At 37.1% G+C, this 25,593-nt stretch carries 20 protein-coding genes; 13 read left to right on the top strand and 7 right to left on the bottom strand.

Translation table 11 applies throughout. The features are described from left to right. Nucleotides 1–45: 45 nt before the first annotated feature. Both MM213_RS06450 and MM213_RS06445 read left to right on the top strand, forming a co-directional pair. Complete coding sequence (locus MM213_RS06450) at nt 46–1,077, top strand: sensor histidine kinase (RefSeq protein ID WP_241410668.1); 1,032 nt, start codon at nt 46–48, stop codon at nt 1,075–1,077. After that, nucleotides 1,064–1,819, top strand: a complete 756-nt coding sequence (locus MM213_RS06445; RefSeq protein ID WP_241410667.1) for a LytR/AlgR family response regulator transcription factor — start codon at nt 1,064–1,066, stop codon at nt 1,817–1,819. Before MM213_RS06450 ends, MM213_RS06445 begins: the two co-directional genes overlap by 14 nt. A 78-nt stretch (nt 1,820–1,897) precedes the next feature. Here the strand turns inward: MM213_RS06445 and MM213_RS06440 are convergent, their stop codons facing one another. From MM213_RS06440 to MM213_RS06430, 3 genes are read right to left on the bottom strand one after another with little or no spacing between them, the layout of a single operon-like run. Then, nucleotides 1,898–3,259: an McrC family protein gene (locus MM213_RS06440; RefSeq protein ID WP_241410666.1), complete on the bottom strand. Its 1,362-nt coding sequence runs from the start codon at nt 3,257–3,259 to the stop codon at nt 1,898–1,900. Beyond that, a complete protein-coding gene (locus MM213_RS06435; protein ID WP_241410665.1) occupies nt 3,256–4,641 on the bottom strand; it encodes an McrB family protein in 1,386 nt (461 codons plus the stop codon). Before MM213_RS06435 ends, MM213_RS06440 begins: the two co-directional genes overlap by 4 nt. Nucleotides 4,642–4,662: 21 nt before the next feature. Beyond that, nucleotides 4,663–4,869, bottom strand: a complete 207-nt coding sequence (locus tag MM213_RS06430; RefSeq protein WP_241410664.1) for a helix-turn-helix domain-containing protein — start codon at nt 4,867–4,869, stop codon at nt 4,663–4,665. A gap of 94 nt (nt 4,870–4,963) precedes the next feature. Between MM213_RS06430 and MM213_RS06425 the strand changes: the two genes are divergently transcribed. From MM213_RS06425 to purU, 4 genes are all read left to right on the top strand, one after another. Then, nucleotides 4,964–5,218 carry a hypothetical protein gene (locus tag MM213_RS06425; protein WP_241410663.1) on the top strand — a complete coding sequence of 85 codons (255 nt, stop codon included), beginning with the start codon at nt 4,964–4,966 and terminating at the stop codon, nt 5,216–5,218. Between the two features lie 459 nt (nt 5,219–5,677). Continuing rightward, nucleotides 5,678–6,085 carry a hypothetical protein gene (locus MM213_RS06420; protein ID WP_241410662.1) on the top strand — a complete coding sequence of 136 codons (408 nt, stop codon included), beginning with the start codon at nt 5,678–5,680 and terminating at the stop codon, nt 6,083–6,085. Nucleotides 6,086–6,277: 192 nt separating this feature from the next. Beyond that, complete coding sequence (locus MM213_RS06415) at nt 6,278–9,208, top strand: DEAD/DEAH box helicase (RefSeq protein WP_241410661.1); 2,931 nt, start codon at nt 6,278–6,280, stop codon at nt 9,206–9,208. 901 nt (nt 9,209–10,109) lie between these two features. Next, nucleotides 10,110–10,964, top strand: a complete 855-nt coding sequence (gene purU / locus MM213_RS06410; RefSeq protein ID WP_241410660.1) for a formyltetrahydrofolate deformylase — start codon at nt 10,110–10,112, stop codon at nt 10,962–10,964. 143 nt (nt 10,965–11,107) lie between these two features. On the opposite strand, the gene MM213_RS06405 is transcribed toward purU, so the two are convergent. After that, nucleotides 11,108–12,085 (bottom strand): NADPH:quinone oxidoreductase family protein, encoded by a 978-nt coding sequence (locus MM213_RS06405; RefSeq protein WP_241410659.1) that lies wholly within the window; start codon nt 12,083–12,085, stop codon nt 11,108–11,110. A 359-nt stretch (nt 12,086–12,444) separates the two neighbouring features. On the opposite strand from MM213_RS06405, the gene MM213_RS06400 reads away from it, so the two are divergent. After that, nucleotides 12,445–13,833, top strand: coding sequence for a dipeptidase (locus MM213_RS06400; RefSeq protein WP_241410658.1), 1,389 nt, complete (start codon nt 12,445–12,447; stop codon nt 13,831–13,833). A 140-nt stretch (nt 13,834–13,973) separates the two neighbouring features. Then, nucleotides 13,974–16,064 carry a protein-disulfide reductase DsbD family protein gene (locus MM213_RS06395; protein ID WP_241410657.1) on the top strand — a complete coding sequence of 697 codons (2,091 nt, stop codon included), beginning with the start codon at nt 13,974–13,976 and terminating at the stop codon, nt 16,062–16,064. A 140-nt stretch (nt 16,065–16,204) separates the two neighbouring features. Here the strand turns inward: MM213_RS06395 and MM213_RS06390 are convergent, their stop codons facing one another. Both MM213_RS06390 and MM213_RS06385 read right to left on the bottom strand, forming a co-directional pair. After that, on the bottom strand, nt 16,205–17,566 hold the full coding sequence (locus MM213_RS06390; protein WP_241410656.1) for a fasciclin domain-containing protein: 1,362 nt from the start codon (nt 17,564–17,566) through the stop codon (nt 16,205–16,207). 183 nt (nt 17,567–17,749) lie between these two features. Continuing rightward, the gene (locus MM213_RS06385; protein ID WP_241410655.1) at nt 17,750–18,628 is read right to left on the bottom strand and encodes a helix-turn-helix domain-containing protein; all 879 of its coding nucleotides are present in this window, start codon (nt 18,626–18,628) and stop codon (nt 17,750–17,752) included. Nucleotides 18,629–19,092: 464 nt separating this feature from the next. Here MM213_RS06385 and MM213_RS06380 point away from each other — a divergent pair, with 464 nt between their 5' ends. The 5 genes from MM213_RS06380 (at nt 19,093) to MM213_RS06360 (ending at nt 23,959) form a co-directional block, all read left to right on the top strand. Then, nucleotides 19,093–19,983 (top strand): dihydrodipicolinate synthase family protein, encoded by an 891-nt coding sequence (locus MM213_RS06380; RefSeq protein ID WP_241410654.1) that lies wholly within the window; start codon nt 19,093–19,095, stop codon nt 19,981–19,983. 320 nt (nt 19,984–20,303) lie between these two features. Further along, complete coding sequence (locus MM213_RS06375; RefSeq protein WP_241410653.1) at nt 20,304–21,755, top strand: aldehyde dehydrogenase (NADP(+)); 1,452 nt, start codon at nt 20,304–20,306, stop codon at nt 21,753–21,755. A gap of 307 nt (nt 21,756–22,062) precedes the next feature. Further along, nucleotides 22,063–22,257, top strand: coding sequence for a type II toxin-antitoxin system VapB family antitoxin (locus MM213_RS06370; RefSeq protein ID WP_241410652.1), 195 nt, complete (start codon nt 22,063–22,065; stop codon nt 22,255–22,257). Next, on the top strand, nt 22,254–22,643 hold the full coding sequence (gene vapC / locus MM213_RS06365; RefSeq protein WP_241410651.1) for a type II toxin-antitoxin system VapC family toxin: 390 nt from the start codon (nt 22,254–22,256) through the stop codon (nt 22,641–22,643). Before MM213_RS06370 ends, vapC begins: the two co-directional genes overlap by 4 nt. A 317-nt stretch (nt 22,644–22,960) precedes the next feature. After that, nucleotides 22,961–23,959: a 4-hydroxyproline epimerase gene (locus MM213_RS06360; protein WP_241410650.1), complete on the top strand. Its 999-nt coding sequence runs from the start codon at nt 22,961–22,963 to the stop codon at nt 23,957–23,959. 199 nt (nt 23,960–24,158) lie between these two features. On the opposite strand, the gene MM213_RS06355 is transcribed toward MM213_RS06360, so the two are convergent. Continuing rightward, entirely contained in the window at nt 24,159–25,367 is a 1,209-nt protein-coding gene (locus MM213_RS06355) for an ATP-binding protein (protein WP_241410649.1), read from the bottom strand. Nucleotides 25,368–25,593 lie beyond the last annotated feature (226 nt).

The raw sequence follows: 25,593 nt of genomic DNA, 5'->3' as shown, positions 1-25,593 counted from the left end.
AGCCCTTTTGAAAGAAAGGGCTATTTTTACAATACCAATCATACTATGAAGAAGTTTTTCCAATCACTTTATTTGAGCAAATACTTTTTGGCTTTTATAGTCATCTTTGCCTATTTGGAATCCATACAGATCAGGTTCTACTTTAGTAAATCCTTCCGTTGGTTTTTGTTTACTCCAGACGCAGCCATTGGTCAGCTGATCAATGCTATGCTTTTGTTTGTAATCATCGGTTTGGTGATCCGAAGGTTTGAAGAAAAGCTGACACTTAGACATGCGCTTTCTGTATTCACTATTTCCCTTTTTGTTTATGTGATTGGAAATAACGTTTTGGCATTTTTGATATCACTTTCTTTCAATACTGTAGCGAGAAATTTCAATTTTAACTCCTTGGCAAGCTCAAACATCAAATATGTCATTGATGTATTTGTCTACGGAGGTTTCTTCTTGGCACATTATTATTTTCACAAGAATCAGGAGGACAAAGAGAAAATTTTAGAACTCGAAAAAGCTCAGATCGAAAGTCAGCTATCCAAGCTCAAAGCACAATTAGACCCACATTTTCTTTTCAATAACTTGAATGTACTTGATCAACTGATCGAAGAAGACAAAGAAAAAGCTTCTGGATTTCTCCATGATTTTTCTGAAATCTACCGCTATGTACTTAAGGCATCGGAACGAAAGTTGGTCAGTCTGGAAGAAGAGTTTCATTTTGCGCAACACTATTTCAGGCTGATGCAGCAGAAATTTGGAGATGCTTATAGGCTTCACGTTTCAGGGCAGTTCCCAACAAATGCCTTCTTACCACCATTGAGTCTGCAATTGTTGCTTGAAAATGCAATAGAGCATAATATTGGAACAGAAAAATTCCCGGTGGAAATTGAGCTGGTCTTTGAAGAAAAATCACTCCAAATAAGCAATACACGCAAACCCAAAAAGTTGCCAAAGCTCGATGGAGGAAGAGGATTGGAAAATCTAAGAGCCCAGTATCAGCTTTTTGGAGAAACTAGTCCTAGCATTGAGAAAACAGAAGAAAAATTTACGATTCGACTTCCATACCTATTTAATGATGCATATTGATATCCTGATCATAGAAGATGAACTTCCTGCAAGGAGAAAACTATTGCGCTATATTGGGCAGCTGCAAGATGATATCCAAGTGCTAGCTGAATGTGCTACTGTGGATGAAGCCATTTCTTTTTTTGAAGATGGGGGAAAAGTGGACCTTATCATTTCCGATATCTCCCTGCAAGATGGCAATGCTTTTGACATCTATCAGGAAATCGCCTTGAAGTCACCGATTATCTTTACTACAGCATACAATACATTTATGTTGGAAGCTTTTGAAAGCAATGGGATTGATTACCTATTGAAACCATTTACTTTTGATCGATTCGAAAAAGCATGGAGAAAGTTTTTGCTTTTCAGAAATCAACCTCCCAACATTTTCACCTCACCTTCGGAACCTTCTTCAAGTCAAGTTTACAAAAATAGATTTATCATCAATACCGCCAAAGACAGCTATTTCTTGGAAGTGGATAGCATAGCTTATTTTTTGGCCGAAGAGGGAATTGTCAGAGCCATAGAAATGAACGGAAAAGGCCATTTGATGGGAATCAGCACTTTGAAAGAAATAGAGGAAAATGTATCGCCGACACAATTTTTTAGGATCAATAGATCCGAATTGGTTCACAAGAAAGCCATCGTCCGCATGGAGCGCTATGGCAAAAACAACCTGGCGATTCAAGTGAGCGGACAAGACAAAAAACTAATTACCAGTCAGTCTGCTACGGCCGATTTTAGGGCATGGGTTCAGAAGTAGTTATACTTCATTTAAAAAGCGCTTATGGCTGATTGGGATTTACTAAATTGATTGAGAAATAACTTATTCTTAGCAGAATTAAATTGTTTTGAACTCATTTACTATGGCCGCAACTTTTTCTTTTACCTGATGAATTACTTCTTTTTTAAATGGTATCCCAATCATGTAGATTTTATTTGAAAAACTCATTTGGGAGAAGTTATATTCTTTCATTGAAAACTCAATTTTATTAGATGGATAGCACAAGAATCCAATCTTATTTTTAGCATCATTAAAAGAACTATATGCAAGAATTTGGTGAAGGTCTTTCCTGTGCTCTTCCTTTAAAGTTTCATTATGTTCATATTTATTATAAAAGTGAGACTTGTATTTAGCATCAATAAAAATAATTAGATCATCATTTATCAATACTCCATCTGGTTCTAGATTATTCAAATTCCACTGGAATTTATTCCGAGAATTAGAGTTAATTTTTAATTTAGGAATAAATTTTCCTCCTGTTGATTTCGCTATCTCTTTGAAAATATGCTGAGTAAACTTTTCAAAAACATCAGCAAAATCAACTCTCCATGCTGTTCCTTCTATAAGGTTGTAATTTAAAATTCTATTGGCGATTTCCTTGGTTTCTTTGATTATAAAGCTATCAGCATTTTTTACTGATACTTTGGAGGTGATTTTAGGTTTATGGAAATATAATCTTTCATCCAAAAAAGAAATTCTTTTTGAAATGGGAACTCTGATTCTTACAGGGGTATTTGGGCTTAATAATTCTAGTTTGCACAAGTCATAGACAAATCTAATTTCGCTATATTCGGAATGAAACTCACTTATAAAGTTTTTCCGGGTAGGGTATATTAACCTATTTTCAACTTTGTAACTTTGACTGATATATTTATTCCAGTTAATCTGGCCAATTGGTTGGTTTGATTGAATTTCCCTATTATCAAACTTTCTCCAGTTTTGTTTGACTAGCTTTTCTAAAGCAGAAATTAACTTAATAGCTTCTAAGTAAAGCGGAGGCCTAAAAGCTTTTTTAGAAGCCAATGGGAGGCTATCAATAAATTCAGGATTTATTTCACTGCCTAAGAGATCCAAAATTTCCACATATTCTTCGAATCGGTTTTTGCCTGTAAATCTAGGAGAGACAACGAAATCACCAATTTGTTTACCAGTATCAGGGGCTCTAAGAGGAATAGCTCCAATGTATTGAGAACTTTTAAATTGGATAAAAGCATTTAAATCGGATCCTTCAATAAAAGCTTCTATACCCAGAAAACTAAAAAGATCTGAATTGTAATCTAAAAACTTTTGTAAATAGAGGACAATTATAGTTTTATCAGCCTTTTTGAATACTTTTTTTTGCAATTCTTTACCACTAATCGGTGAAGATCTTTCTGTTAAGCATGGGATTTCATGAAATAAGCATTGACCTTTTATCATTCGAAAAGTGGTTGATTAATCCGATTCATGAAATAACTATTGAACTCTTCAATAGCGGAAGTCAATAAGCCTTCTTCAATATACTCTCTAATCAAAGGGAAGATTTCATATCTAATTCTATTTTCCATTTCATCATTTGAATCAGCTAGAAAGTAACCTTGGCCTGGTTGGAGATTCAATTCATTGGAAGTTGCATGCCAGTCAAAAATTTCAGAAATTTTATTAAAGTCATCTTTATAAAAATTTGGGTCTGAGATTGGCTTTGGTTTAACAGGATACCATGCAAAACGTCTTCTTAATGCAAAATCAACTACTGCCAAGCTTCTGTCGGCAGTGTTCATCGTTGCAATCACATAGAAATTAGAGGGAAGTTGATTTATTTCTAATCCAGGAGCTATTTTAATAAAGACATCTGCATCTTTCATTTTGTGTTCAAAGAGATAAAAAACAGGCCCTAAAACATTGGATAGATTTGCTCTATTTATTTCATCAATTATAAGTACTACCTCCTCATTAGGATTGTCTTTTGCAAACAAAATAGCTTCAGTTAAACTACCTGGAGTCCCTTGATAAGAAAGCTCATCACTTGTAAGATTAGGTCTTATTCCATAAATAAAGTCAGAATATGAAGTCTCTGCATGAAATTGAATAAAGAAACTTATTGCTTTTAGTTCAGTAACTATTGCTTTTGCAAGTGTCGTTTTACCAGTTCCAGGAGGTCCTTGGAGAACTATAAACTTTCTTTCATAAAGTAAGTTTTGAATTGATTCTATGTCCTTTACATTATCTTCTTTAAGAAACGGTTTTAGTGCATTTGAAACAGCTTTTCTATGTTGTGGATTTGTAGGCCATTCCCTGATTTTGGCGTATGCAGCAAGAAACCCTTTTATGTATTTTTGACCCTCTTCATCGAGGGGGTTCTCAATTATTTGACAGCTATTGATTACAGTAGAGTATTTTTTGATTGTTCGGGATAAATGCTGAATTTTCGAATTTCTACTAAAACTATAGGGAAGTGATGAAGTAGTATTTGTAAAGTCTGGTGAGCAATGACCATTGATATTAGTTAGGTTTGAAAAAAGCCTTCTCAATCCAGGCCGACTTGCTAATTCGTAATCTCTTTTAAAATTACTTGATCCAACACAAAATGAAACAACCCAAGGTTTATCTTCTTCTGTAGGAAAAATAACAAAAGAATAATCATGATAGGCTCCCGATTGCTCTTCTTCTGGATGAATTAGTCCAAAAAAGGCTCCATTATCTTTTAATGCTTCTCCTCTGATATTTTCTCTATAAATGTAAGATTTGGAGAATTCATTTTCATTATTCGCACCAAATTCTGATGCCCATTCTTTTACTAAATCACTAACTTCTTGAATCATTTTATCCTTTTTCTTAAAAATTTAAAACTCAAAAAAACTTACCATTGGTTTATCAAGTGCATTAGCGATTTTAAACACTGTTTCAATTGATACATTTCTCTTCCCATTCTCAATATCGGAAATATAGGTTCTATCCAAGTCTGCTAATTCAGCAAGCTTTTCCTGAGAAACATTCTGTTTTTTTCTAATGGCTTTTACTTTATCACCATATGCAACTTTGATATCCATTTTGCAATCTCAAAAAATGTCGCCTATTGTACCACGGACTATAGTCCACAAATCAAAAGTATACTTTACATTTACATTAAAAATATTTTAGACAATGAACAAAGTAAACCAAATCAGTGTCGAATATATTACTCCTTCTAGATCTATTGAAGTCTATAAATTAACAAGTTTAGGAAAATCAAAATTAGTTTTTGTATATAATTATGAAGGGATTCAATTTAGGTTTTTTGAGAGCATAATTGATTTGATCCGGTTTTTTGAAATTGGAAGGGAACCAATGTCTATTTTTGGCTCCGAAGAGGAATTGGACGATTATTTGAATAAGATTCTAGTTGAGGAGTATATTTAAACACCTATATTAAAATTTAATTATTGTTATCGAGATAGGGCAAATTACAAACAGTTTGGTTCAGCTGTTTTCTCAAATCCAACTTTCCTCACACCTCACAAAGCATCTGAAAAACTAATAAAGAAATTGATTTCGAACGAGTTTTTTGTTCCCCAAGAATGGGGATTACCCAAACTACATTATTATCAATTTGATTCTGAAATAGATCATGAATATCACGAGTTTGAGAGTTTTGAGTGGACAAATGACGAGATTACAGACAAAAGAAGTATTTCTGAATTTTTAAAACTTTGAAAATGTGTTCACAAAAAACAGGAACTTCAATTTTTGGTTCTCGATATGGTATTGGCTTTTTGCTCAAGGATGAAGCAGTTTTTCTAAAGATACTAATTAATTTCAATCAACTCCCCAAGACATCCCACCACGTTTTTCCGTCTAAAGGGTGTAAATTTGTAACAAATGAAAGCAGCAAAATTATTAGTGATCGCAGGAATGGTCTTCTTGATCGCCTCATGTGGAATTGTGGATGGATTTGGTGAAAAAAGCCTCAGTGGGTATTATGAAGGGACTTTTGAGCGATTTGTGGATGGGAATTCTGAAGGGATAGCAGAAGTTTCACTCAATTTTGAAGGGTTCAACTACAATGGACTTAGTGAGGAGCCAAGGTATCCGGTGATTTGTTCGGGAAATTATTCCATCAAAAGAAAGACAATATCCTTCTCCAATACTTGCAACTTTACGGCTGATTTTGACTGGACACTGATCCTCAATGGGGATTGGCGGATTGAAGAAAATGATGACAACCTGATTCTATCAAGATCTGAAGGGCAAGTTGTGGATTGGTACAGACTGAAAAAAGTAGAATAAGATTACGATAGCCACAGGGTAGCTTATCTTATTGATTCTGATAGTTTTTTATTGCTCCCTAATTCAAATAGCAAACAAGCTCTTTAGATATTTTTTCATTTACTGGATTTTATTGTGTATTTTTCGAACTAGTTTAGACCACAAAAAAACCATTTGTCGTTGATTCTGCCTCTTCGACATATACCACCCACTATGAAAGTTTCTGCCGAGCAGCCATTTGAGATTGTTTATTCTCTCTTTAACCACGAATTCTTAGGATTACTTTTTGAGTCCTTTGTAATTCAGTTGGATGAAAAAGGGAGGTTATCCTTGGCGCATCAAAACATTTCCCATGTCAATGCCAGTGAATTTGCGGCGGGTCTGGATGAAACAGACTATCAGCTAATCAAAATGATGGATGAAATGCAGCAAGATGCAATCACCAAAAAATTGAATACCAAAAAACTGAAGCCAAAAGAATACCTCAGAAAGATTTATGATGAAAAGACGGGAAACAAAGCTTCCCAAGAAATGATTGAAATCAAGTTGGAAGGACTAAGGTCAAGAATACTTGAAAAAATGAAGGGTAAGAGACTTTTTGAAATGGCCAATGACGGGAATCCGATTTGGAAGGAAATCTTCGTAATGGAAGAGCCTGCTTCTGTGCTCTTCCATTTTAGAAGAAACGAGGAAAACACCCACTATTTCCCTACGATCAAATATCAGGGAGAAAGATTGGAATGGCAGTACAGAAATGCTTATTTGATATGTAACGAGCCTGCATGGTTGGTGGTGGACAATCATCTTTATCATTTTGCAAAAGGGGAGGACGGTAAGAAGTTGATGCCATTTCTCAACAAAAAATTTATCGTAATACCCAAAAAAGTAGAGCAACAATACTATCAAAAATTTGTCACTCAACTCGTAGCATCTTTTGATGTGTACGCAAAGGGATTTGACATCAAAGTAGAGCGAAGTCAGCCCGAACCTGTCCTTAGTTTGAGTGACTTGCCGGGATCAACGAAGACAGACCTATTTGGCAATAATAATCAAATACAAGAGGAAGAAAAAATCGTTTTTGACCTCAAATTCCAATATGGAAATTATGCCTTTCGCTCCGAAGAAAGCGCTTCAAACAATGTAGAGCTAGAGCAGGAAGGGGATAATTATACATTTCATAAAGTCATCAGAGATGTTGTTAAGGAAAAATCCTACGGAGATTACTTAAAAAACCTTGGGCTACCGGTCAAATCCTCAAGATTTGCCTTAGAGAAATCAAAGGCTTTTGGCTGGATAAATACACACAAAGACAGCTTGGAGGAGATGGGTATCAAAATCCAACAATCAGCGACTTTCAAAGGCAAGCAGTACTTTATCGGCCATGCACACATTTCTGTAGAGGTCAATGAAAACATTGATTGGTTTGATGTGAATGCCCTGATCAAATTCGGTCCATATAAAATCCCATTTGCAAAAATTCGAAAATTACTTCTTCAAGGAAAATCGGAATTTGAGCTTCCCAATGGGGAAATTGCTGTGATTCCAGATTCTTGGTTTGTGAATTATTCTGAGATTTTTGCTTTTCTTGAAGACAATGAAAGTTCTGATGAGCAGACTTTGGTCCTCAAGAAGCACCATATAGCACTGGCACAAGAACTACAAAACAATAACCTGGTTCAGTTAACTATGAGCAGGAAATTGGAAAAGCTCAGGGATTTCTCTCAGATTGAAGAATATGACTTGCCAGATACATTCAATGGCACATTGAGACCATATCAGAAGGCAGGTTACAACTGGCTTAGGTTTTTGAATGAATATAGATTCGGTGGTTGTTTGGCCGATGATATGGGATTGGGAAAGACTGTGCAGACACTGGCACTTTTGGCACATGAGAAGAAACAAACCGAAGGAACGACTTCTTTATTGGTGATGCCAACTTCCCTGATTTATAATTGGGAGCTTGAAGCTAAAAAGTTTACGCCAGGCTTGAAAATATTGACTTACACAGGTACGAATAGGATCAAGGATAGTAAAAGATTTGCAAATTACGATTTGGTACTGACTTCCTATGGAATCATTCGGCTAGACCTTGACGTGTTGAAATCATTTTACTTCAATTACATCATCCTAGATGAATCTCAAGCAATCAAAAACCCTGGAAGTATCATTGCCAAATCGGTCGGAGAGCTCAATTGTAAGCATAAGTTGATCCTCACAGGTACGCCGGTAGAAAATGGAACAATGGACCTATGGTCACAGATGAACTTCATCAATACGGGCCTTTTGGGAAATCAAAATATGTTCAAAAAACAGTTTTTGCTGCCTATTGAGAAGAAAAATGACATGGATAAAGCCTCAAAGCTTCATGCCATGATCAAACCATTTATCATGCGAAGGTTGAAAACACAGGTAGCGACGGACTTGCCAGAGAAAGTCATCAATGTGAAGTACTCTTCTATGACTGATGAACAAGAAAAAGCTTATGAAGAAATCAAGAGCTATTATCGGGATAAGATTGTCAATGAACTTTCTTCACCTGGTGCGAAAAACAAACAGTTTACCTTACTGAGAGGTCTAACACAACTACGACAAGTTGCGAATCATCCGAAATTGACAAATAAGGATTATGAAGGAGATTCAGGAAAACTTGACGATGTGATTCACATGCTTCATTCTACAGCAAGTGAAGGCCATAAAGTACTTGTATTTAGTCAGTTTGTGAGGCATTTAGCAATAGTTAGGGAATATTTGGATAAAAATCAAATCAAATATGCTTATCTCGATGGATCAACCAAAGATAGGCAAGCTCAAGTAACGACCTTTCAAGAGGATGATGGTGTAAAGATATTTTTGATCTCTCTCAAAGCAGGTGGGGTTGGTTTGAATTTGACCAAAGCTGAATATGTATTTTTGCTAGATCCATGGTGGAATCCGGCAGTAGAAGCACAGGCAATAGATAGGGCTCATAGAATCGGGCAAGAAAACAAAGTGATTATTTATAAATTTATCACAAGAAACACCGTGGAGGAAAAAATCATGGCACTCCAAGAGCGAAAGATGGCACTTGCAGGCGAATTGATCAGTACGGAAGAGAGCTTTATGAAGAGTCTGAGCAAAGATGATATTGAGGCCTTGTTGGATTGATTGTAGATAGGAGCGTGAGAGGTGAGGTTTGAGACAAGGTTCCAATTAACCAATAACTTCAGGTTATAGATTTAATTTTAGATTTTAAAGTTCAGATTTTAGATTGGTTGTAAACAAATTGCGGCCTAAAACTCTAACCCCCTAACCTCCTAATCCTTGAACAGCTATGTTTAGAGGATTAGAGTTTAGAAGTTTATGATAAACATGCCTTTGCAGACTAATCTCCTGATAACTCAATTAACCAATAACTTCAGGTTATAGGTTTAATTTTAGATTTTAAAGTTTAGATTTTAGATTGATTGTAAACAAATTGCGGCCTAAAACTCTAACCTCCTAATCCTTGAACAGCTATGTTTAGAGGATTAGAGTTTAGAAGTTTAGGATAAACATGCCATTACAGACTAATCTCCTGATAACCCAATTAACCAATAATTTCAGGTTATAGATTTAATTTTAGGTTTTAAAGTTCAGATTTTAGATTGGTTGTAAACAAATTGCGGCCTAAAACTCTAACCCTCTAACCTCCTAATCCTTGAACAGCTATGTTTAGAGGATTAGAGTTTAGAAGTTTAGGATAAACATGCCTTTGCAGACTAATCTCCTGATAACCCAATTAACCAATAACTTCAGGTTATAGGTTTAATTTTAGGTTTTAAAGTTCAGATTTTAGATTGATTGTGAGCAAAATGTAGCCTAAAATACTAATCCACTAACCTCCTAACCCTCTAACCTCCTAATCCCTAATCCCCCAATTAACCAAAAACTAAATCACCAAATCAAAGCTAATTACCGATTTCCTCCTTCTTTCAAGTATTTGATTTTAAGAAAACCCCATATATTTGCCTTCAGAAATAAATGTGTTTTTAATTATTTAAACTTTAAGTCATAAACCTATTTTACCATGGACAAAGCGACCTTAATCATTCAATGTAAAGATCAAAAGGGAATAGTTTCGGCAGTTTCTGCATTTTTGTACGCACATCAAGGTAATATTCTTGAAATCGATCAGCACGTAGATCAAGAATTGGGAATGTTTTTTATGCGCGCATCTTGGGAATTGGAAAGTTTTGGATTGACAAAAGATGAAATTGGAACCGTCTTTCAAGAGCAAGTAGGTGCAAATTTTGGAATGGAATATCAACTATATTTCAATGACAAAAAGCCTAAAATGGCACTTTTTGTATCAAAGCAGTCACATTGCCTATTTGATATTCTGAGCAGATATTATTCGGGGCAGTTTGACGTAGAGATACCTTTGGTTATTTCCAACCACAAGGATTTGAAGCGAGTAGTGGAGGCATTCAGAATTCCATTTCACTACGTGCCGATGGACAAGGAAAATAAGGCTGCCACTGAACAGCATCAGATTGAGCTACTGGAACAGCATGAAGTGGATTTTGTAGTGTTAGCCAGGTACATGCAGATATTGAGCGGCGATTTTATCAGAAAATTTCCAAACAAGATCATTAACATTCACCATTCCTTCCTTCCTGCTTTTGTTGGAGCGAAACCTTATCATGCTGCTTATGAAAGAGGGGTTAAAATCATTGGAGCCACTGCACACTATGTAACTGAAGAGCTCGATGCAGGTCCAATTATAGAGCAAGATGTCGCGCGTGTTCGCCACCATAATACCGTTTCTGATTTGGTACAGATGGGTCAGGATATTGAAAAAGTAGTCCTATCAAAAGCAATCAAATATCACTTAGAAAACAAGGTCTATCCTGTTGGTAACAAGACGGTTATTTTTTATTGAAAAAGAGACTTCGAATTTAGTAAACTGAAATTGACCATGGAATTATTTAAGCAGATTACAGCAAACAATTTCTAAATCAAGCCAATCAATTGGGGCTAATTATTGAGATAAAATAATTTTCCAATATTGTAATCTTCTGATTTTCATTCAATCTCCACAATCGCTTTTCCTATCACCTTCCTATCCAACATATCCTGCAAGGCTTTTGGTGATTCTTCGAGTGAATAGGCCTTATGTATATGTTGGGAGATTTTTCCTTCTTGTATCATTTCGACCAATTCTATGATATTTTGTTGATTTTGCTCTGGTTCCTCTGTTGAAAACCTTCCCCAAAAGACTCCCATGACCGAACAGCCTTTGAGCAAGGCCAAATTAAAAGGGAGCTTTGGAATCTCACCAGCTGCAAAACCTACCACAAGGTACCGGCCTTTCCATGCCATTCCCCTCAAGGCTGGCTCTGAATATTTTCCACCTACTACATCCAACACCACATCTACTCCTTTTCCATCTGTGAGTACTTTGATCCGCTCCTTGATATCCTCTGACTCATAATTAATCAATATTTCTGCGCCATGTTCTTTACAAACTTGAAGCTTTTCATCTGTAGATGCTGCTGCAATAACTTTCGCCCCCATTACTTGCCCCAAAGCTACTGCTGCCAAACCAACACCACCTGATGCGCCAAGTACTAGCAAAGTCTCTCCAGACTTGATTTGTGCACGATCTTTCAAAGCATGGTATGCTGTCCCAAATGTGTATAAGGTAGATGCTGCTGTGATGAAATCCATTTGGTCTGGAATGGGGAATACCCGATCTGAATTCACCTTCACCTTTTCTGCAAAGCCTCCCCAACCACACAGTGCCAAAACCCTTTGCCCTACCTTGAGGTTTTTTACATCAGCCCCTACTTTCTCAATAACTCCAGATACCTCTCCACCAGGTGAAAATGGCAGCTCAGGTTTGAATTGATACTTATTTTGGATAATCAACACATCAGGAAAATTGACTGCGCAAGCAGCAACCTTGATCAAGACCTCAGTGCTATTTATAGATGGCTCAAGAATGTCTGTATATATTAGAGAATCAGGTAATCCGTGTTCTTTGCAAAGTATCGCTTTCATGTGTTTAAAATTTGTTTTCAAATATCCTCCTGATTTATCGGAACAAGCTATGGAAATCCATGCTTATGGGCAGGCTCGATTTCATATGGTTATTATTCGTAATTCATGGACAAGCTCTTTGTCCCATTTAGAAATTCTAACATCAAGTTCTAAAGCTTGGGTCATGCTATCCGCCTTGAGAAGCTTGGATTTCATTGATAAAAGTTTTGACTAAAATAGGCAATTGATGATTAAAAACGTAATTTTGCCAACGAAAATGGCCTTCGAAGATGTCCATTGTTACAACAAAAATAATATTTTAATGTTTCGCAAATAGCTTGTTTAGAGTCATTTCCGAAATTTAATCCAAACCCAAGTATATGTCAGTAAAAAAATATATCCAAGACAATCAGGAAAAATTCCTCAATGAACTTTTAGACTTGCTAAGAATTCCTTCAGTAAGTGCTGATCCGAAGTTTAAGGACGATGTTTTTGCAGCCGCGGAATTTGTAAGGGAAAGTTTGGAAAAAGCAGGAGCTGATCAAGTAGAACTTTGTCAGACAGCAGGCTATCCGATTGTATATGGAGAAAAAATAGTTGATCCATCACTTCCTACTGTTTTGGTCTATGGTCATTATGATGTACAGCCAGCAGATCCTTATGAACTTTGGGATTCTCCACCATTCGAGCCAGTAATCAAAACTACGCCAAGACATCCCGAAGGAGCGATTTTTGCCCGTGGATCAGCAGATGACAAAGGACAATTTTATATGCATGTCAAAGCCTTTGAAGCAATGATGGCCAATGAAGACCTTCCCTGCAATATCAAGTTTATGATCGAAGGAGAAGAAGAAGTCGGATCTGAGCATTTGGATATTTTTGTCAAGGAAAACAAAGAAAAGCTCAAAGCTGATGTGGTATTGGTATCTGATACACACATGATTTCTTTGGAAGACCCTTCTGTGACAGTTGGTCTAAGAGGTCTATCATATATGCAAGTAGAAGTGACCGGACCAAACAGAGACCTACATTCAGGAACATACGGTGGGGCTGTTGCCAATCCAATCAATATTCTTTGCAAGATGATAGCTTCTCTTCAGGATGAGAATAACCATATTACAATTCCTGGATTTTATGACAAAGTTGAAGAATATTCAGCTGAATATAGAAAAGCATTGAATGATGCTCCTTTTGATTTGGAAGCATACAAAAAGGAATTGGACATCAATGATGTACATGGAGAAGCGGGGTACTCGACGATCGAAAGAGTTGGTATCCGTCCTACATTGGATGTAAATGGAATCTGGGGAGGATATACTGGTGAAGGAGCGAAGACAGTGCTTCCTTCCAAAGCCTATGCAAAAATCTCCATGCGATTGGTTCCCAATCAAGACCACAAAGAAATCTCTAAGCTTTTTGAAGCACACTTCAATTCTATAGCTCCAGCTTCTGTAAAAGTGAAAGTTACACCGCATCATGGAGGACAAGCAGCAGTTGTTTCTACAGATACGCCTGGCTACAGAGCTGCCGACTTGGCTATTCAAGAAGCTTTTGGCAAAAAAGCAATTCCAACAAGGGAAGGTGGCTCGATTCCAATCTGTTCTCTGTTCCAGCAAGAACTTGGTCTAGATCCGATTTTGCTTGGATTTGGCTTGGATACTGATGCCCTGCATTCTCCAAATGAACATTATGGAGTGAAAAATTACTACATGGGCATAGAAACCATCGCATTGTTCTTTAAATATTTCAAAGAGCAAGCGAACAAATAAAAGTAATTTCAAAAACTCCAAACGACTTGAATTAAGCTGTTTGGAGTTTTCTTTTATTTATTCTCCAAGAATTGTTGCCTACTGAACTTTCTTAGTTCTTTTATCCTTTTTACAATCAGTTTAGCATCCATTTACATACCATGTCAAGACTTATCAAATCTTCACTGATCCTATCGCTCTTTTTATTCCTAACCAACGTAGCGAGTGCCCAGATGATTTCTCCACCTAGCTGGTCCATTCAGTTGTCTGAGAAAGAAATTAAAATAGGAGATGAAGTAAAGCTGGTTTTCAAAGCACAGATCCCGAGAGATTGGTACATCTATTCCAATGATTTTGATCCTGATTTAGGGCCGATGTTGACAGAGTTGGAATTAGATGAAAAGAAATCAACAGGCTTCACCTTGGTCGGAAAGCTGAAAGCCATCAATCCCAAGAAAAAGTTTGATGATACTTGGGATGGAGATGTGACTTATTTTGAAGGTTCGGGAAGCTTCGAGCAAACGATCAAAATCACCTCTGAAACTATCAATATTGATGGTTTTCTAAGTTATCAAATGTGTACTGATGTCACCGGGCAATGCGTACCATTTGAAGAGGATTTTACCATAAAAGCTAAGGCAGCTGCTACCACAAATCAAGCAAGTGCAGTTGACTCACAAATATTACCAGCAACTGATGCTGAAGAAAATGCAAATGAGGACTCGGTTGCTCAAGTCGAAGAAAGTCCAAATACAGAAGAGGTAGCTACTCAAGATCAAGAAAGAACTTACATTGATTTGGAGGGAGATTCTGACAAGGAAGGTTTGATTGGGTTTATGATTTTAGCCTTTTTGGCTGGCTTGGCTGCTTTGTTGACTCCTTGTGTATTTCCTATGATCCCGATGACCGTCACTTTTTTCACGGGAAGGTCAAAATCCAGAGCTGCGGGAATCAGAAATGCCTTTGTATATGGCTTTTCGATTATTGCAATTTACACCATTGCAGGTACAGCCGTAGCTGCTATTCAAGGCCCTGAATTTGCCAACTGGCTGTCCACCCATTGGGTACCAAATGTCTTTTTCTTTTTGGTGTTTATCTTTTTTGCATTCGCATTCTTGGGAATGTTCGAATTGACATTGCCAAGCAGTTTTGTGAACAAAATGGATGAAAAGGCAGACAAAGGCGGAATGACTGGAATATTCTTCATGGCTTTCACTTTGGTTTTGGTTTCGTTTTCATGTACTGGCCCGATAGTGGGGTCGATATTGATCAGCTCAGCAGGTGGCGCATTGGTAAAGCCAATATTGGGAATGTTTGCCTTTTCTTTGGCATTTGCCATTCCTTTTACGCTATTCGCAGTTTTTCCACATTGGTTAAATTCATTGCCAAAATCCGGTGGATGGTTGAATTCAGTGAAGGTTGTCTTGGGCTTCTTAGAACTTGCTTTGGCTTTCAAGTTCTTGTCAGTAGCAGATCAGGTTTATCATTGGGGATTGTTGGATAGAGATATTTACATTGCCATTTGGGTTGTTATTTTTGCTTTGTTGGGGTTTTATCTTTTGGGAAAAATCAGAACAAAGCACGATTCTCCGATGGAAACTATTGGCGTGCCGAGGTTGATGTTGGCAATTTCCACGTTTGTATTTGTAGTTTACTTGATTCCAGGCCTTTGGGGAGCACCTCTGAAAGCCCTAAGCGGTTACTTACCTCCTATGGCTACGCATGACTTTAACATCATGGTAAACAGAAATTCGACCATGTCAGGAGCAAACCAATTGGATGAAATCCCAAAATATGCTGACCTTTTACATTTTCCTCCTGGGTTTCAAGGTTACTTTGACTACGATCAAGCATTGGCAGCGGCAAAGAAGGCAGGCAAACCATTGTTTATTGATTTCACAGGACATGGCTGTGTGAACTGTAGGGAAATGGAAGCGAGGGTTTGGACTGACCCTCAGGTGATGCAGCGATTGAACGAAGATTTTGTATTGGTGGCCTTGTATATCGATGAGAGATTTGAGTTGCCAGAATCAGAATGGTTTGTGTCCGAGTATGATGGAAAGGAAAAGAAAACTATTGGCAAACAAAATGCAGATTTTCAAATCACAAAGTTCAACAACAATGCCCAGCCCTATTATGTGATTTTGGATCATAATGAGGAGTTGCTCGTAAAACCAATAGGCTATGAGACAAATATTGTAAGTTTTGTAAACTTTTTAGATACCGCCAAAGAAGAGTTTACCAAAAGGTAGGGTTCACTTGACGGTGTAAAGCTATTGCGGATAAAGCTGATTTTATAGGTGGACATTGGCTTAAAATTGCAAAGAACACAAATATTACCGGCTTGATTCTATGGTATTAGGAGTATAATTAAATTCACCTATTTCAGAAACTAATCCTCTGGAACCAACACTTTATCAATTCCATGGACAACTCCATTTTGTCCATGGATATTGAGAAGGTTTGAAATCAAACCTGATTCATTGATCTGGAGTTGGGCAAGGTTTACGCTTAGTGTTTGTCCACTGATCAACGTTGGAAGTGTAGCTCCTTCCCTTAGATCTTGGGAGAACAACCTACTAGGAGTCAAATGATATTGAAGGATTCTTCTCAAAGTCTCTACTTCTATAGCGTTGATACCCGTCACTCCCAAATCTGCGAACAACTCTTCAAATGCAGCATCTGTAGGAGCAAAAAGCGTCACATTATCTTCAAAATCCCTATCCAAATCAGTAATTTGGCCAGTTTTCTCCAATGCTTCTACCAAAATGATAAACTGTGGATTTTCAACAGTATTCAAAGAAGTGATTTTTTCTGAAATAGATTGCGTCGGTGATTGGATAACTTGGTCTATCACATGTACCAGACCATTGTCGGCGGCTAAGTTAGAAGCTGTTATCCTTGCCTTACCATTGACCCAAATTGCACCATTAGGTGCGACACTCAAGAAAATTGGCGCCTCTGTAAGTGATGGAACGCTCCCCGCTACTATAGAGGCTGCAGGAAGTACTCCATCAATCAAATGATAAGAAATGATCCTATCCAATTCTGGCGAATCCAAAAGTGTTTCTTGGTCTATATCAATTTCAGTCAAGTAACGAGTGAAGGCCGCATTTGTAGGAACAAACAGAGTGAATGGCCCTTCATTTGCCAATAAACCTTCAAATTCAACCGCTTCTACGGCCGCAAGGAAAGTTGAAAAACCATTATTCTCGACCACGTTCAGAATCGAATTTGCTGGTGGGAATAAAACTTTGTCGATCTCGTGGATCATTCCATTTCTTGCCTCAATGTTTCTAGAAAGAATTTGTATAGAGTCGTTGATAGTCAAATTATTGCCATTTCTGCTAAAAATGATATTTATACTTTCTAGGAAGGTTTCAACTTCACCAGTTGGGATTTGATTATAAAGAATTCTTCCTGGTATGATATGGTATGCCAAAAGAGCTTGCAGTTCATCCGATGGAATATTTTGAATTGAGCTGATTCCCAAACTTTGCAAGGTTTCCCTAAATGCTTCATCATTTGGGGCAAATACAGTAAATGGTCCTTGTTGGGCTAATGCCTCCTGAAGTCCAGCGCGATTGACCGCTTGCACAAAAAGCGTAAAATTCTGAAGATCTTCCACTGTACCAAGAATCAATTGCTCATTTTGTGGAGGTAGGTTGTTGGTATCATTGCAAGAAATGATAGACAGAATCACCGCAGACAACAACACTATTCCCTTTAACAATTTTAATTTAGAGTTTTTCATTTGATTCAAGTAAAAAGATAATCTAAGTACGCTACAATATCTGTCAAAGTTATGAACTAAATCCATTCAAAGGATGATCCTCAATGGTATTATCTGCAAAAGTTTCATGTTTTAATTTTAAAAAAAACAACAAAAATGATGTCATTAAAGGAAATGAGTAATCCATATGTCCATTCAAAAGGTCTATTTATTACGTGATATCCCCATTTCTCTAAATTTCATTGGACTTACTCCTTTGACTTTCTTAAACACCCTATTGAAATATGATAAATTTTGAAACCCAGATTGATAAGCAATTTCTGAAATCGGAAATTCTGATTCCTGCAGAAGTTCACAGGCCTGATGAATTCTAACTTGGTTCAAAAATTCAGTATAAGTCTTTCCTGTACGTGCTTTGAAAAACCTGCAAAATGCTTCCTTACTTAGATTCGCAACTTCTGCCACATCTTGCAAATGTATTTCTTGCTGACTTTGGGCGAGTATAAATGACATCACCTGCCCTATTCGCTTGCCTTCAGTTTCAGTGTAATCTATTGAAGGAATCAATGTATTTAGCAAAGCAAGATCTTTAGATTCCATTAAAACCTTCAATATCTCAAAAGAAATAAGCATTTTGTTCAAGCCTTTTTGTTCTGAAAAAAAACTCATCTTATTGGCTATCGCATTTTTAGCATCTCCATTAATAGAAAAACAACCCTTGGTTTGGTATATCCAGTGTTGTAATTCGACAAATTCTTCAACTTCAATAAATTTTTTACCTAATGCTTCAAAATCAAAAAACAAGGTATGTCCCAAAGACTCCTTTTCTGATTCCTGATCAAAATACTCAGAGTCAGAGCGAAATACATGTGGAATATTGGAAGAAAACAAAAACATATCACCAGGTTCAAACCTCCCAAGATAATCACCTACCATCAAGTGTCCTTTTCCCTTCAAAATCAAAGTAAGCTGCCATTGGGGATGCTGATGAAGCTTATCATAAAAATGTTTCCCGGCGTCTACTTGGAACCTTACAAATTCTTTATTGGATTTTGGAATTTGAAATGATATGACTTTTCTCATGGACTGTAAGGGGGTGAAAGATAATGGACAAAAGATTTATATGCCATTTGAAGTTTATAGACTAACATCAACTCCTATATCTTAGGCAATTTATTGAGGTTTCAAATTCGGTATTTCGATAGTAAATTAATATATCTAATAGATTTTAACTACAATTAAATCAATATAGTACTAATAACGACTAAATATGTATAGCATAAATAACTTTTGGAACTGTAACTTTGAAAATAGAATAACATGATTAGCCGCAAGGATGCCAGAAAGTGAATTTTCTCATGAAATCGTGCGGAGAATTGTTATCAGTCCATTAGACATTAGTGTATCAATGGAATTAAAATTTATATGGATACTGGTGTGAAAGCAGATAATCATATTAAATTATAAAATGTAGATTAAGCAGAGTGAAATAGATGAATGTCTCAATCAGTTTTCTCAAAATCTAAGCAAACCTTAAACATGACAATATGAATTGGCAAGGCGTATTCCCGGCAGTTACTACAAAATTTCACCAAAATGGAAATCTGGACATGGAGATGTTTTTCAAAAACATCGATGCCCAATTAGAAGCTGGGGTGAACGGAATCATCTTGGGAGGCACCCTAGGTGAGTCATCAGTACTTTCTCAAGAAGAAAAAATCAAACTCACCACCGAAACTGTCGATTACATCAACGGAAAGGTGCCTGTAATTTTGAATATAGCTGAAGGAGCCACCCGAGACGCTATTTTCTGGGCTGAAAAAGCCAAAGAAATGGGTGCTTCTGGATTGATGCTTTTGCCTCCAATGCGCTACTCAGCAGACCACAGAGAAGTAGTAACTTACTTCAAGGCCGTAGCCAACAGCATCGATTTACCAATAATGATATACAACAACCCTGTTGATTACAAGACTTTGGTAACAATCCAAATGTTTGAAGAACTAACAGCGTGTGATAATATCCAAGCTATAAAAGAATCCACCAGAGATATATCAAACGTAACACGGATGAAAAACCGATTTGGAGACCGCTACAAAATTCTGTGTGGAGTGGATACCTTGGCTATGGAAGAACTAGTGATGGGTGCAGATGGCTGGGTGGCTGGTTTGGTTTGTGCATTTCCAAAAGAAACTGTTGCTGTATTCAATTTGGTGAAAGAAGGAAAATATGAAGAGGCATTGGATATCTACAGATGGTTTTTGCCGCTTCTGGAGCTGGATATACACCCCAAACTCGTCCAATACATCAAGCTTGCAGAACAGCTAACCGGTATCGGAACAGAATGGGTCAGAGCACCAAGGTTGACCTTAGTCGGCGAAGAAAGAATCAAAATAGAAAACATCATCAAAAGAGGTCTGGAGAATAGGCCGGTGGTTTGAAAGTAGAAAGATCCGAGAGGCTAGAAGCGAGAGACGAGATTCAAGAACAAGTGAAGGTCACGCAGAGATCGCAAAGTTGCAGAGATGCGCTGAGGATAGTAGATGCTGGATTACAATCAAGTACCTAGCGAATTCTTGATTCATTATTCGGAGTTCAAAATTCATGATTTAAAAAATGTCGAATATTGTTTCGAGAAACTAGACACTGTGGCCTTTGTCTGCTTTCTTCAGTAATTCTACGGAACAAGCTTTGCGAGAGCAGAGAATTTGCCCAAAAATAACTTAATCCACTATTCAACCAATAACTAAAACAATCATCCATGAACTACGACCATATTTTCCAAGACGCACAAGAAGCATTTTTGCAATTCAAAAAAATCTCGGGAAAAAGCAAAGCGGGTTTTTTGAGAAAAATAGCTTCAAATATCGAAGCTGAAAAAACCACCTTAATCCCATTGGCATCTAGTGAATCAAACTTACCAGAGGGGAGAATTACTGGAGAATTAGGTAGGACAGTAGGACAAATCAAGCTATTTGCTGACTTGGTGGAAGAAGGAAGCTGGGTAGAAGCAGTCATAGATCATGCAAATCCAGAAAGAACCCCGGCACCTAAGCCAGACCTCCGAAGATTCCTTACTGCACTCGGACCAGTGGTAGTTTTCGGTGCTAGTAATTTTCCATTGGCTTTTTCTACTGCAGGAGGTGATACTATTTCTGCTTTGGCAGCAGGATGTCCCGTCATCTACAAAGGACATCCAGCACACCCCAAGACATCAGAATTGGTTGGACAATTGATTTCAAAAGCTGTGGCAGATTCAGGACTTCCATTTGGGCTTTTTACACATATAGAAGGTGGAGTTGAAGAGGGACAAGAGTTAGTAAAGCACCGCATGGCTAAGGCAGTTGCATTTACGGGGTCATATAAGGGTGGTAAAGCCATATTCGATCTCGCCAATCAAAGGGAAGAACCAATTCCTGTTTTTGCAGAAATGGGTTCTGTAAACCCAATTATTACATTAGAAAATAAATTAGGATCCAACATTGAAGGCTTGGCAAAATCTTTTGTAAGCTCACTCACTTTGGGAGCAGGGCAGTTTTGTACCAATCCAGGATTGATCATGGTACCGCAAATCCACACAGATGCATTTTGCAATGCAGTCAAAAAGGAAATCAAAGAGATTGCCGCTGCGCCTATGTTACATGAAGGCATAGCAAAAGCTTACTATGATTCACTTGCCAAATTAAAAAGCAAGGAAGAGCTTGAGTGGTTACAAATAAATTCTGCCGAAGACATCATCAAAGCCCATCCTGCTTTGGCAAAAATTACAGCAAATGATTGGTTGGAAGATGACCTATTTCAAGAAGAAGTATTTGGTTCATTTGCGATAGTGGTAATATATAAAGATTCGGAGGAACTACTTGCCATTGCCCGCAAACTTCAAGGACAGTTGACCATAACCCTTTGGGGAGAGGAGGAAGAGCTTTCTCAAAAATCAGCGCTTATCAATCTTCTAGAGGAAAAATGCGGTAGGCTGCTTTTCAAAGGCGTCCCAACAGGCGTTGAAGTAGGATATGCTATGCAACATGGCGGCCCCTATCCTTCCACTTCAGATAGTCGCTCTACCTCTGTTGGAGCATATGCTATCAAGCGTTTCGCCAGACCAATCGCCTTTCAAGACATGCCAGAAAAGCTTTTGCCAGACGCATTAAAAGAAAGTAATCCATTGGGGATCTGGAGGATGATTGATGGGGAACTCAATAATAGATATTAATGGATATTTGGTTCTCGATATTATTGGAAATTTGTGTTCTCTCGCGGAATTTATGTCTTTACTTAATAGTACACTAGTTCGGCGAACTATCAGTGAAATATAGCTTCGACAAAATATCTTGAAACAGATAATGATGGGTATTTGCCGTGCGAAAATTGTGAATATTGACCTTCACATTAATAAAAAGATTTGAAATATACTTTATGAAATATTTCAACTTTATTCAAATGTATTTCTATCCTGTTTTATATTATAACAAAACCAAAATTTCAAATTATGTGTATATTTATAAAAAACACACACATAAATGAGAACAAACATAGAGATAGATGAAGATTTGATTTCTGAAGCCATGAAGGTCACAGGTCATAAAACGAAGAAAGCTACTGTTGAAGAGGGCTTAAAGTTGATCATTCAATTAAATCAACAAAGTAAAATCCGAAAATTAAGAGGAAAGTTAACCTGGAATGGGGATTTAGAAAAAATGAGATTTGACCAATGATACTAGTAGATTCATCAGTTTGGATAGATTTCTTCAATGGAAAAGAAGAAGAACATGTAGAAAAACTATATGAGCTCCTTGGGAATAAAGTGCTAGTGACTGGGGATTTGATTTTGGTGGAGGTATTACAGGGATTTAAAAATGACAAACAGTTCCAAATAGCAAAAGAGGCGTTAGAATCCTTACCATATTTCTCTTTATGTTCAAAAGAAACAGCTTTACTTTCGGCAGAACATTATAGATTATTGAGAAAAAAAGGTGTTACAATAAGAAAAACCATAGACGTAATAATTGCCACATTCTGCATCAACAATAATATAAAACTTCTTCATCATGATAAAGATTTTTCTGATATGGAAAAGTATCTTGGACTGCAAGCTGTTTGAACCAATAAAATATATTATGAGTATCCGCAATGTTGCACGTAGGGTAAGAAGTAACTTTGTAAGTTGCGGATACTCGTCATCAGACAACAGTTCACAGACAACAGAACCACAAATCGTTCATCCAATATTCTATTGCTTGGCTACGTGCTAGAAAGCGGATACACATAAAATATATAGATACTTGTTGATATTCTTGAATATTGGATTCTTTATAATGATGGGTATTTGCCGTGCGATTTTGGTAGATATTCATTGAAATTTTTAATCCAATGAATCAAACAATATCTTAATATCCAATATCCTTAAATCATTTAACCATGAAAAAAACCTTCCAATGCATAGATGCCCATACTTGTGGCAATCCGGTAAGAGTAGTCTCAGGTGGCGTTCCTTTTTTGAAAGGCAGTAATATGCTCGAAAAACGTCAGTACTTTCTGGAAAACCTAGATTGGATCAGGACAGGATTGATGTTTGAGCCAAGAGGTCACGATATGATGTCTGGCTCCATGCTTTTTCCTCCACATGATCCTGAAAATGACTTGGCGGTGCTCTTTATCGAAACCTCAGGCTGCCTGCCAATGTGTGGACATGGGACTATTGGGACAATCACTATTGCTATTGAAGAAGGGCTGATTCAACCTAAGAAATCTGGCTTTTTAAAAATGGAAACTCCGGCAGGATTGGTTTTGGTGGAATACAAACAGGATGGAAATAAGGTAACTTCTGTCAAACTAACCAATGTAAAAAGCTTCCTAGCCGCAGAAGGGTTGGAAATCGAAACTGAAGAGCTTGGCAAACTATCTGTTGATGTAGCTTACGGTGGTAACTTTTATTGTATCGTTGATCCTCAGCAGAATTTTCCGGGACTGGAACACTACAGGGCAGAGCAGTTGATTTCCATGGCGAGAAACTTAAGACAAAAGATGAATGAAAAATACGAATTCGTTCATCCCGAACATCCACAGATCAAAGGACTTTCCCATGTATTATGGACTGGAAAAACCTTAGACTCTACCAGCACGGCAAGGAATGCCGTTTTTTATGGCGACAAAGCCATAGACCGCTCTCCCTGTGGCACAGGTACATCGGCAAGAATGGCACAGTGGTTTGCCAAGGGATTACTTAAACCAGGAAATGATTTTATCCATGAGAGTTTTATCGGATCCAAATTCACTGGAAGGATAGAAGAAGTCACCGAAATCGCTGGCAAGCCCGCCATCATTCCAAGTATAGAAGGTTGGGCAAAAGTGTATGGGTACAATACAATTATCTTAGATGATGACGATCCTTATGTGCATGGCTTTCAGGTAATTTAGAGAATAGAACCCGGATAAGGCTGATAGAGCGGATGGTCATGGATTTTTCATCTGCAACTATCTGCATAATCCGTGAAATCAGTGTTCCATTAATTTTTTTCATGTACTTCATATTGTGTAGAGTATGAAACACGGATAAGGCTGATAGCGCAGATGGTCACGGATTTTTCATCTGCAACTATCTGTATAATCCGTGAAATCAGTGTTCCATCCGGAAAAAATCCTCACTCCAAGGACTTAGCGTAGCAAATCCAAGTTTAAACTGAGGATAATTTTCTTGGAAATAACTGTATTTCTTTGGCTTGATTTGGTTTTGATCAAATTTGGCTTCAATAGCAATTGGTGGCTGCATATCAGGAATAATAAAATCCACTTCTTTTCCATCAGCAGTTCGCCAAAAACGAACAGCATCCTCCCCATGCTTGTCAACCAACATTCTAAAAACAGCCATCTCCCATAGCTCACCCTTATCTAGTCTCATATTTAAAGGCTGAAAATTATTGATCAAGCAGTTCCTCAAGCCTGTGTCCATCAAGTATCCTTTTGGCATTTTGGTGAGTTCTTTTCTAAGATTTGCATAAAATGGTTTAACCAAAGATAAATGAAAGCATGTTTGCATGACATCCAAATAGCTTTGAATAGTTTCATTCCTAGCCCTCAAGGTATTTGCCAATTCATTGATATTCACCAATTGCCCTGATTGTGACGCTATCAGTTTCATAAGTTGAAAAAACACTTCTTCATTTCTGATTCCCGCCTCTTGGATGTCTCTTTTCACAAATGAATCCCTTATTTCTTTAAGAATTTCTTTCTTTTCATCGATATCTGATTCTATCACCACGGCAGGATATCCACCAAAAAGCATATATTCTTCCCACTCCAATCTTATCAATTCTATCTTTACTGATTTGTAGGTTTTATTTTCTTGTATTCTTTGGATTTCATCTATTAATGACTTTTTGTCTTTCAACATCAAAAACTCCTCAAAATCACAAGTATTGATTCTGAAAATTCTTTTCCTCCCAGCTAATGAGTCTTTAAATTTATCATCCATATAAAAAGCACTGCTACCACTGCAAACAATCTTGACTTGATCGCTGTGGTCATCATAAAGCAATTTCAAAAAATTGGAGGGGTCGTTTAGATATTGTATTTCATCAATAAAGACAGTTACTTTTTGCTCTGTTGTCGGCAAATATGCCAGTAAATTCAATGGAGAAAAATTCAAGTCCTCTAAAAGGATTCTATTTTCAAGATTCACAAATAAAGTAGGCACTCCTTTGCTTTTAAGGTTTTGTTCGAGATCTTTTAGCAAAGTAGATTTACCCGTTTGTCTTGCTCCTGTCAATACCGTAAATTCTTTCTTCAAACAATGCTTCAAGAGTTTATCAAACAATTTTCTTTTCATGGCAACAGTCTTTATTAACACAATTATAGCTAAAATATTAGATATTTTTACTATTACGATAGATAAATTATCCGATATTTTTACTAATACACTAGATAAATTATCCGATATTTTTACTATTAGAATCAAAAAGCTATAGTGAAATCGACAAAGAGCTGCCTCAACACCCATCAATACAATACCATTTTTCGTCAACCTTCTCCACCTCTATCCTTACAAGAAATCT

The organism is Belliella alkalica, assembly GCF_022549785.1.
In the GTDB taxonomy this organism is placed as follows: Bacteria; Bacteroidota; Bacteroidia; order Cytophagales; family Cyclobacteriaceae; genus Belliella; species Belliella alkalica.
This window is presented reverse-complemented; position numbering and strand designations above follow the sequence as displayed.

Bases quoted from the DNA above. Each gene is read 5' to 3' on its own strand.
- MM213_RS06450 (WP_241410668.1), top strand. From the start codon at position 46: ATGAAGAAGTTTTTCCAATCACTTTATTTGAGCAAATACTTTTTGGCT.
- MM213_RS06445 (WP_241410667.1), top strand. From the start codon at position 1,064: ATGATGCATATTGATATCCTGATCATAGAAGATGAACTTCCTGCAAGG.
- MM213_RS06440 (WP_241410666.1), bottom strand. From the start codon at position 3,259: ATGATAAAAGGTCAATGCTTATTTCATGAAATCCCATGCTTAACAGAA.
- MM213_RS06435 (WP_241410665.1), bottom strand. From the start codon at position 4,641: ATGATTCAAGAAGTTAGTGATTTAGTAAAAGAATGGGCATCAGAATTT.
- MM213_RS06430 (WP_241410664.1), bottom strand. From the start codon at position 4,869: ATGGATATCAAAGTTGCATATGGTGATAAAGTAAAAGCCATTAGAAAA.
- MM213_RS06425 (WP_241410663.1), top strand. From the start codon at position 4,964: ATGAACAAAGTAAACCAAATCAGTGTCGAATATATTACTCCTTCTAGA.
- MM213_RS06420 (WP_241410662.1), top strand. From the start codon at position 5,678: ATGAAAGCAGCAAAATTATTAGTGATCGCAGGAATGGTCTTCTTGATC.
- MM213_RS06415 (WP_241410661.1), top strand. From the start codon at position 6,278: ATGAAAGTTTCTGCCGAGCAGCCATTTGAGATTGTTTATTCTCTCTTT.
- purU (WP_241410660.1), top strand. From the start codon at position 10,110: ATGGACAAAGCGACCTTAATCATTCAATGTAAAGATCAAAAGGGAATA.
- MM213_RS06405 (WP_241410659.1), bottom strand. From the start codon at position 12,085: ATGAAAGCGATACTTTGCAAAGAACACGGATTACCTGATTCTCTAATA.
- MM213_RS06400 (WP_241410658.1), top strand. From the start codon at position 12,445: ATGTCAGTAAAAAAATATATCCAAGACAATCAGGAAAAATTCCTCAAT.
- MM213_RS06395 (WP_241410657.1), top strand. From the start codon at position 13,974: ATGTCAAGACTTATCAAATCTTCACTGATCCTATCGCTCTTTTTATTC.
- MM213_RS06390 (WP_241410656.1), bottom strand. From the start codon at position 17,566: ATGAAAAACTCTAAATTAAAATTGTTAAAGGGAATAGTGTTGTTGTCT.
- MM213_RS06385 (WP_241410655.1), bottom strand. From the start codon at position 18,628: ATGAGAAAAGTCATATCATTTCAAATTCCAAAATCCAATAAAGAATTT.
- MM213_RS06380 (WP_241410654.1), top strand. From the start codon at position 19,093: ATGAATTGGCAAGGCGTATTCCCGGCAGTTACTACAAAATTTCACCAA.
- MM213_RS06375 (WP_241410653.1), top strand. From the start codon at position 20,304: ATGAACTACGACCATATTTTCCAAGACGCACAAGAAGCATTTTTGCAA.
- MM213_RS06370 (WP_241410652.1), top strand. From the start codon at position 22,063: ATGAGAACAAACATAGAGATAGATGAAGATTTGATTTCTGAAGCCATG.
- vapC (WP_241410651.1), top strand. From the start codon at position 22,254: ATGATACTAGTAGATTCATCAGTTTGGATAGATTTCTTCAATGGAAAA.
- MM213_RS06360 (WP_241410650.1), top strand. From the start codon at position 22,961: ATGAAAAAAACCTTCCAATGCATAGATGCCCATACTTGTGGCAATCCG.
- MM213_RS06355 (WP_241410649.1), bottom strand. From the start codon at position 25,367: ATGAAAAGAAAATTGTTTGATAAACTCTTGAAGCATTGTTTGAAGAAA.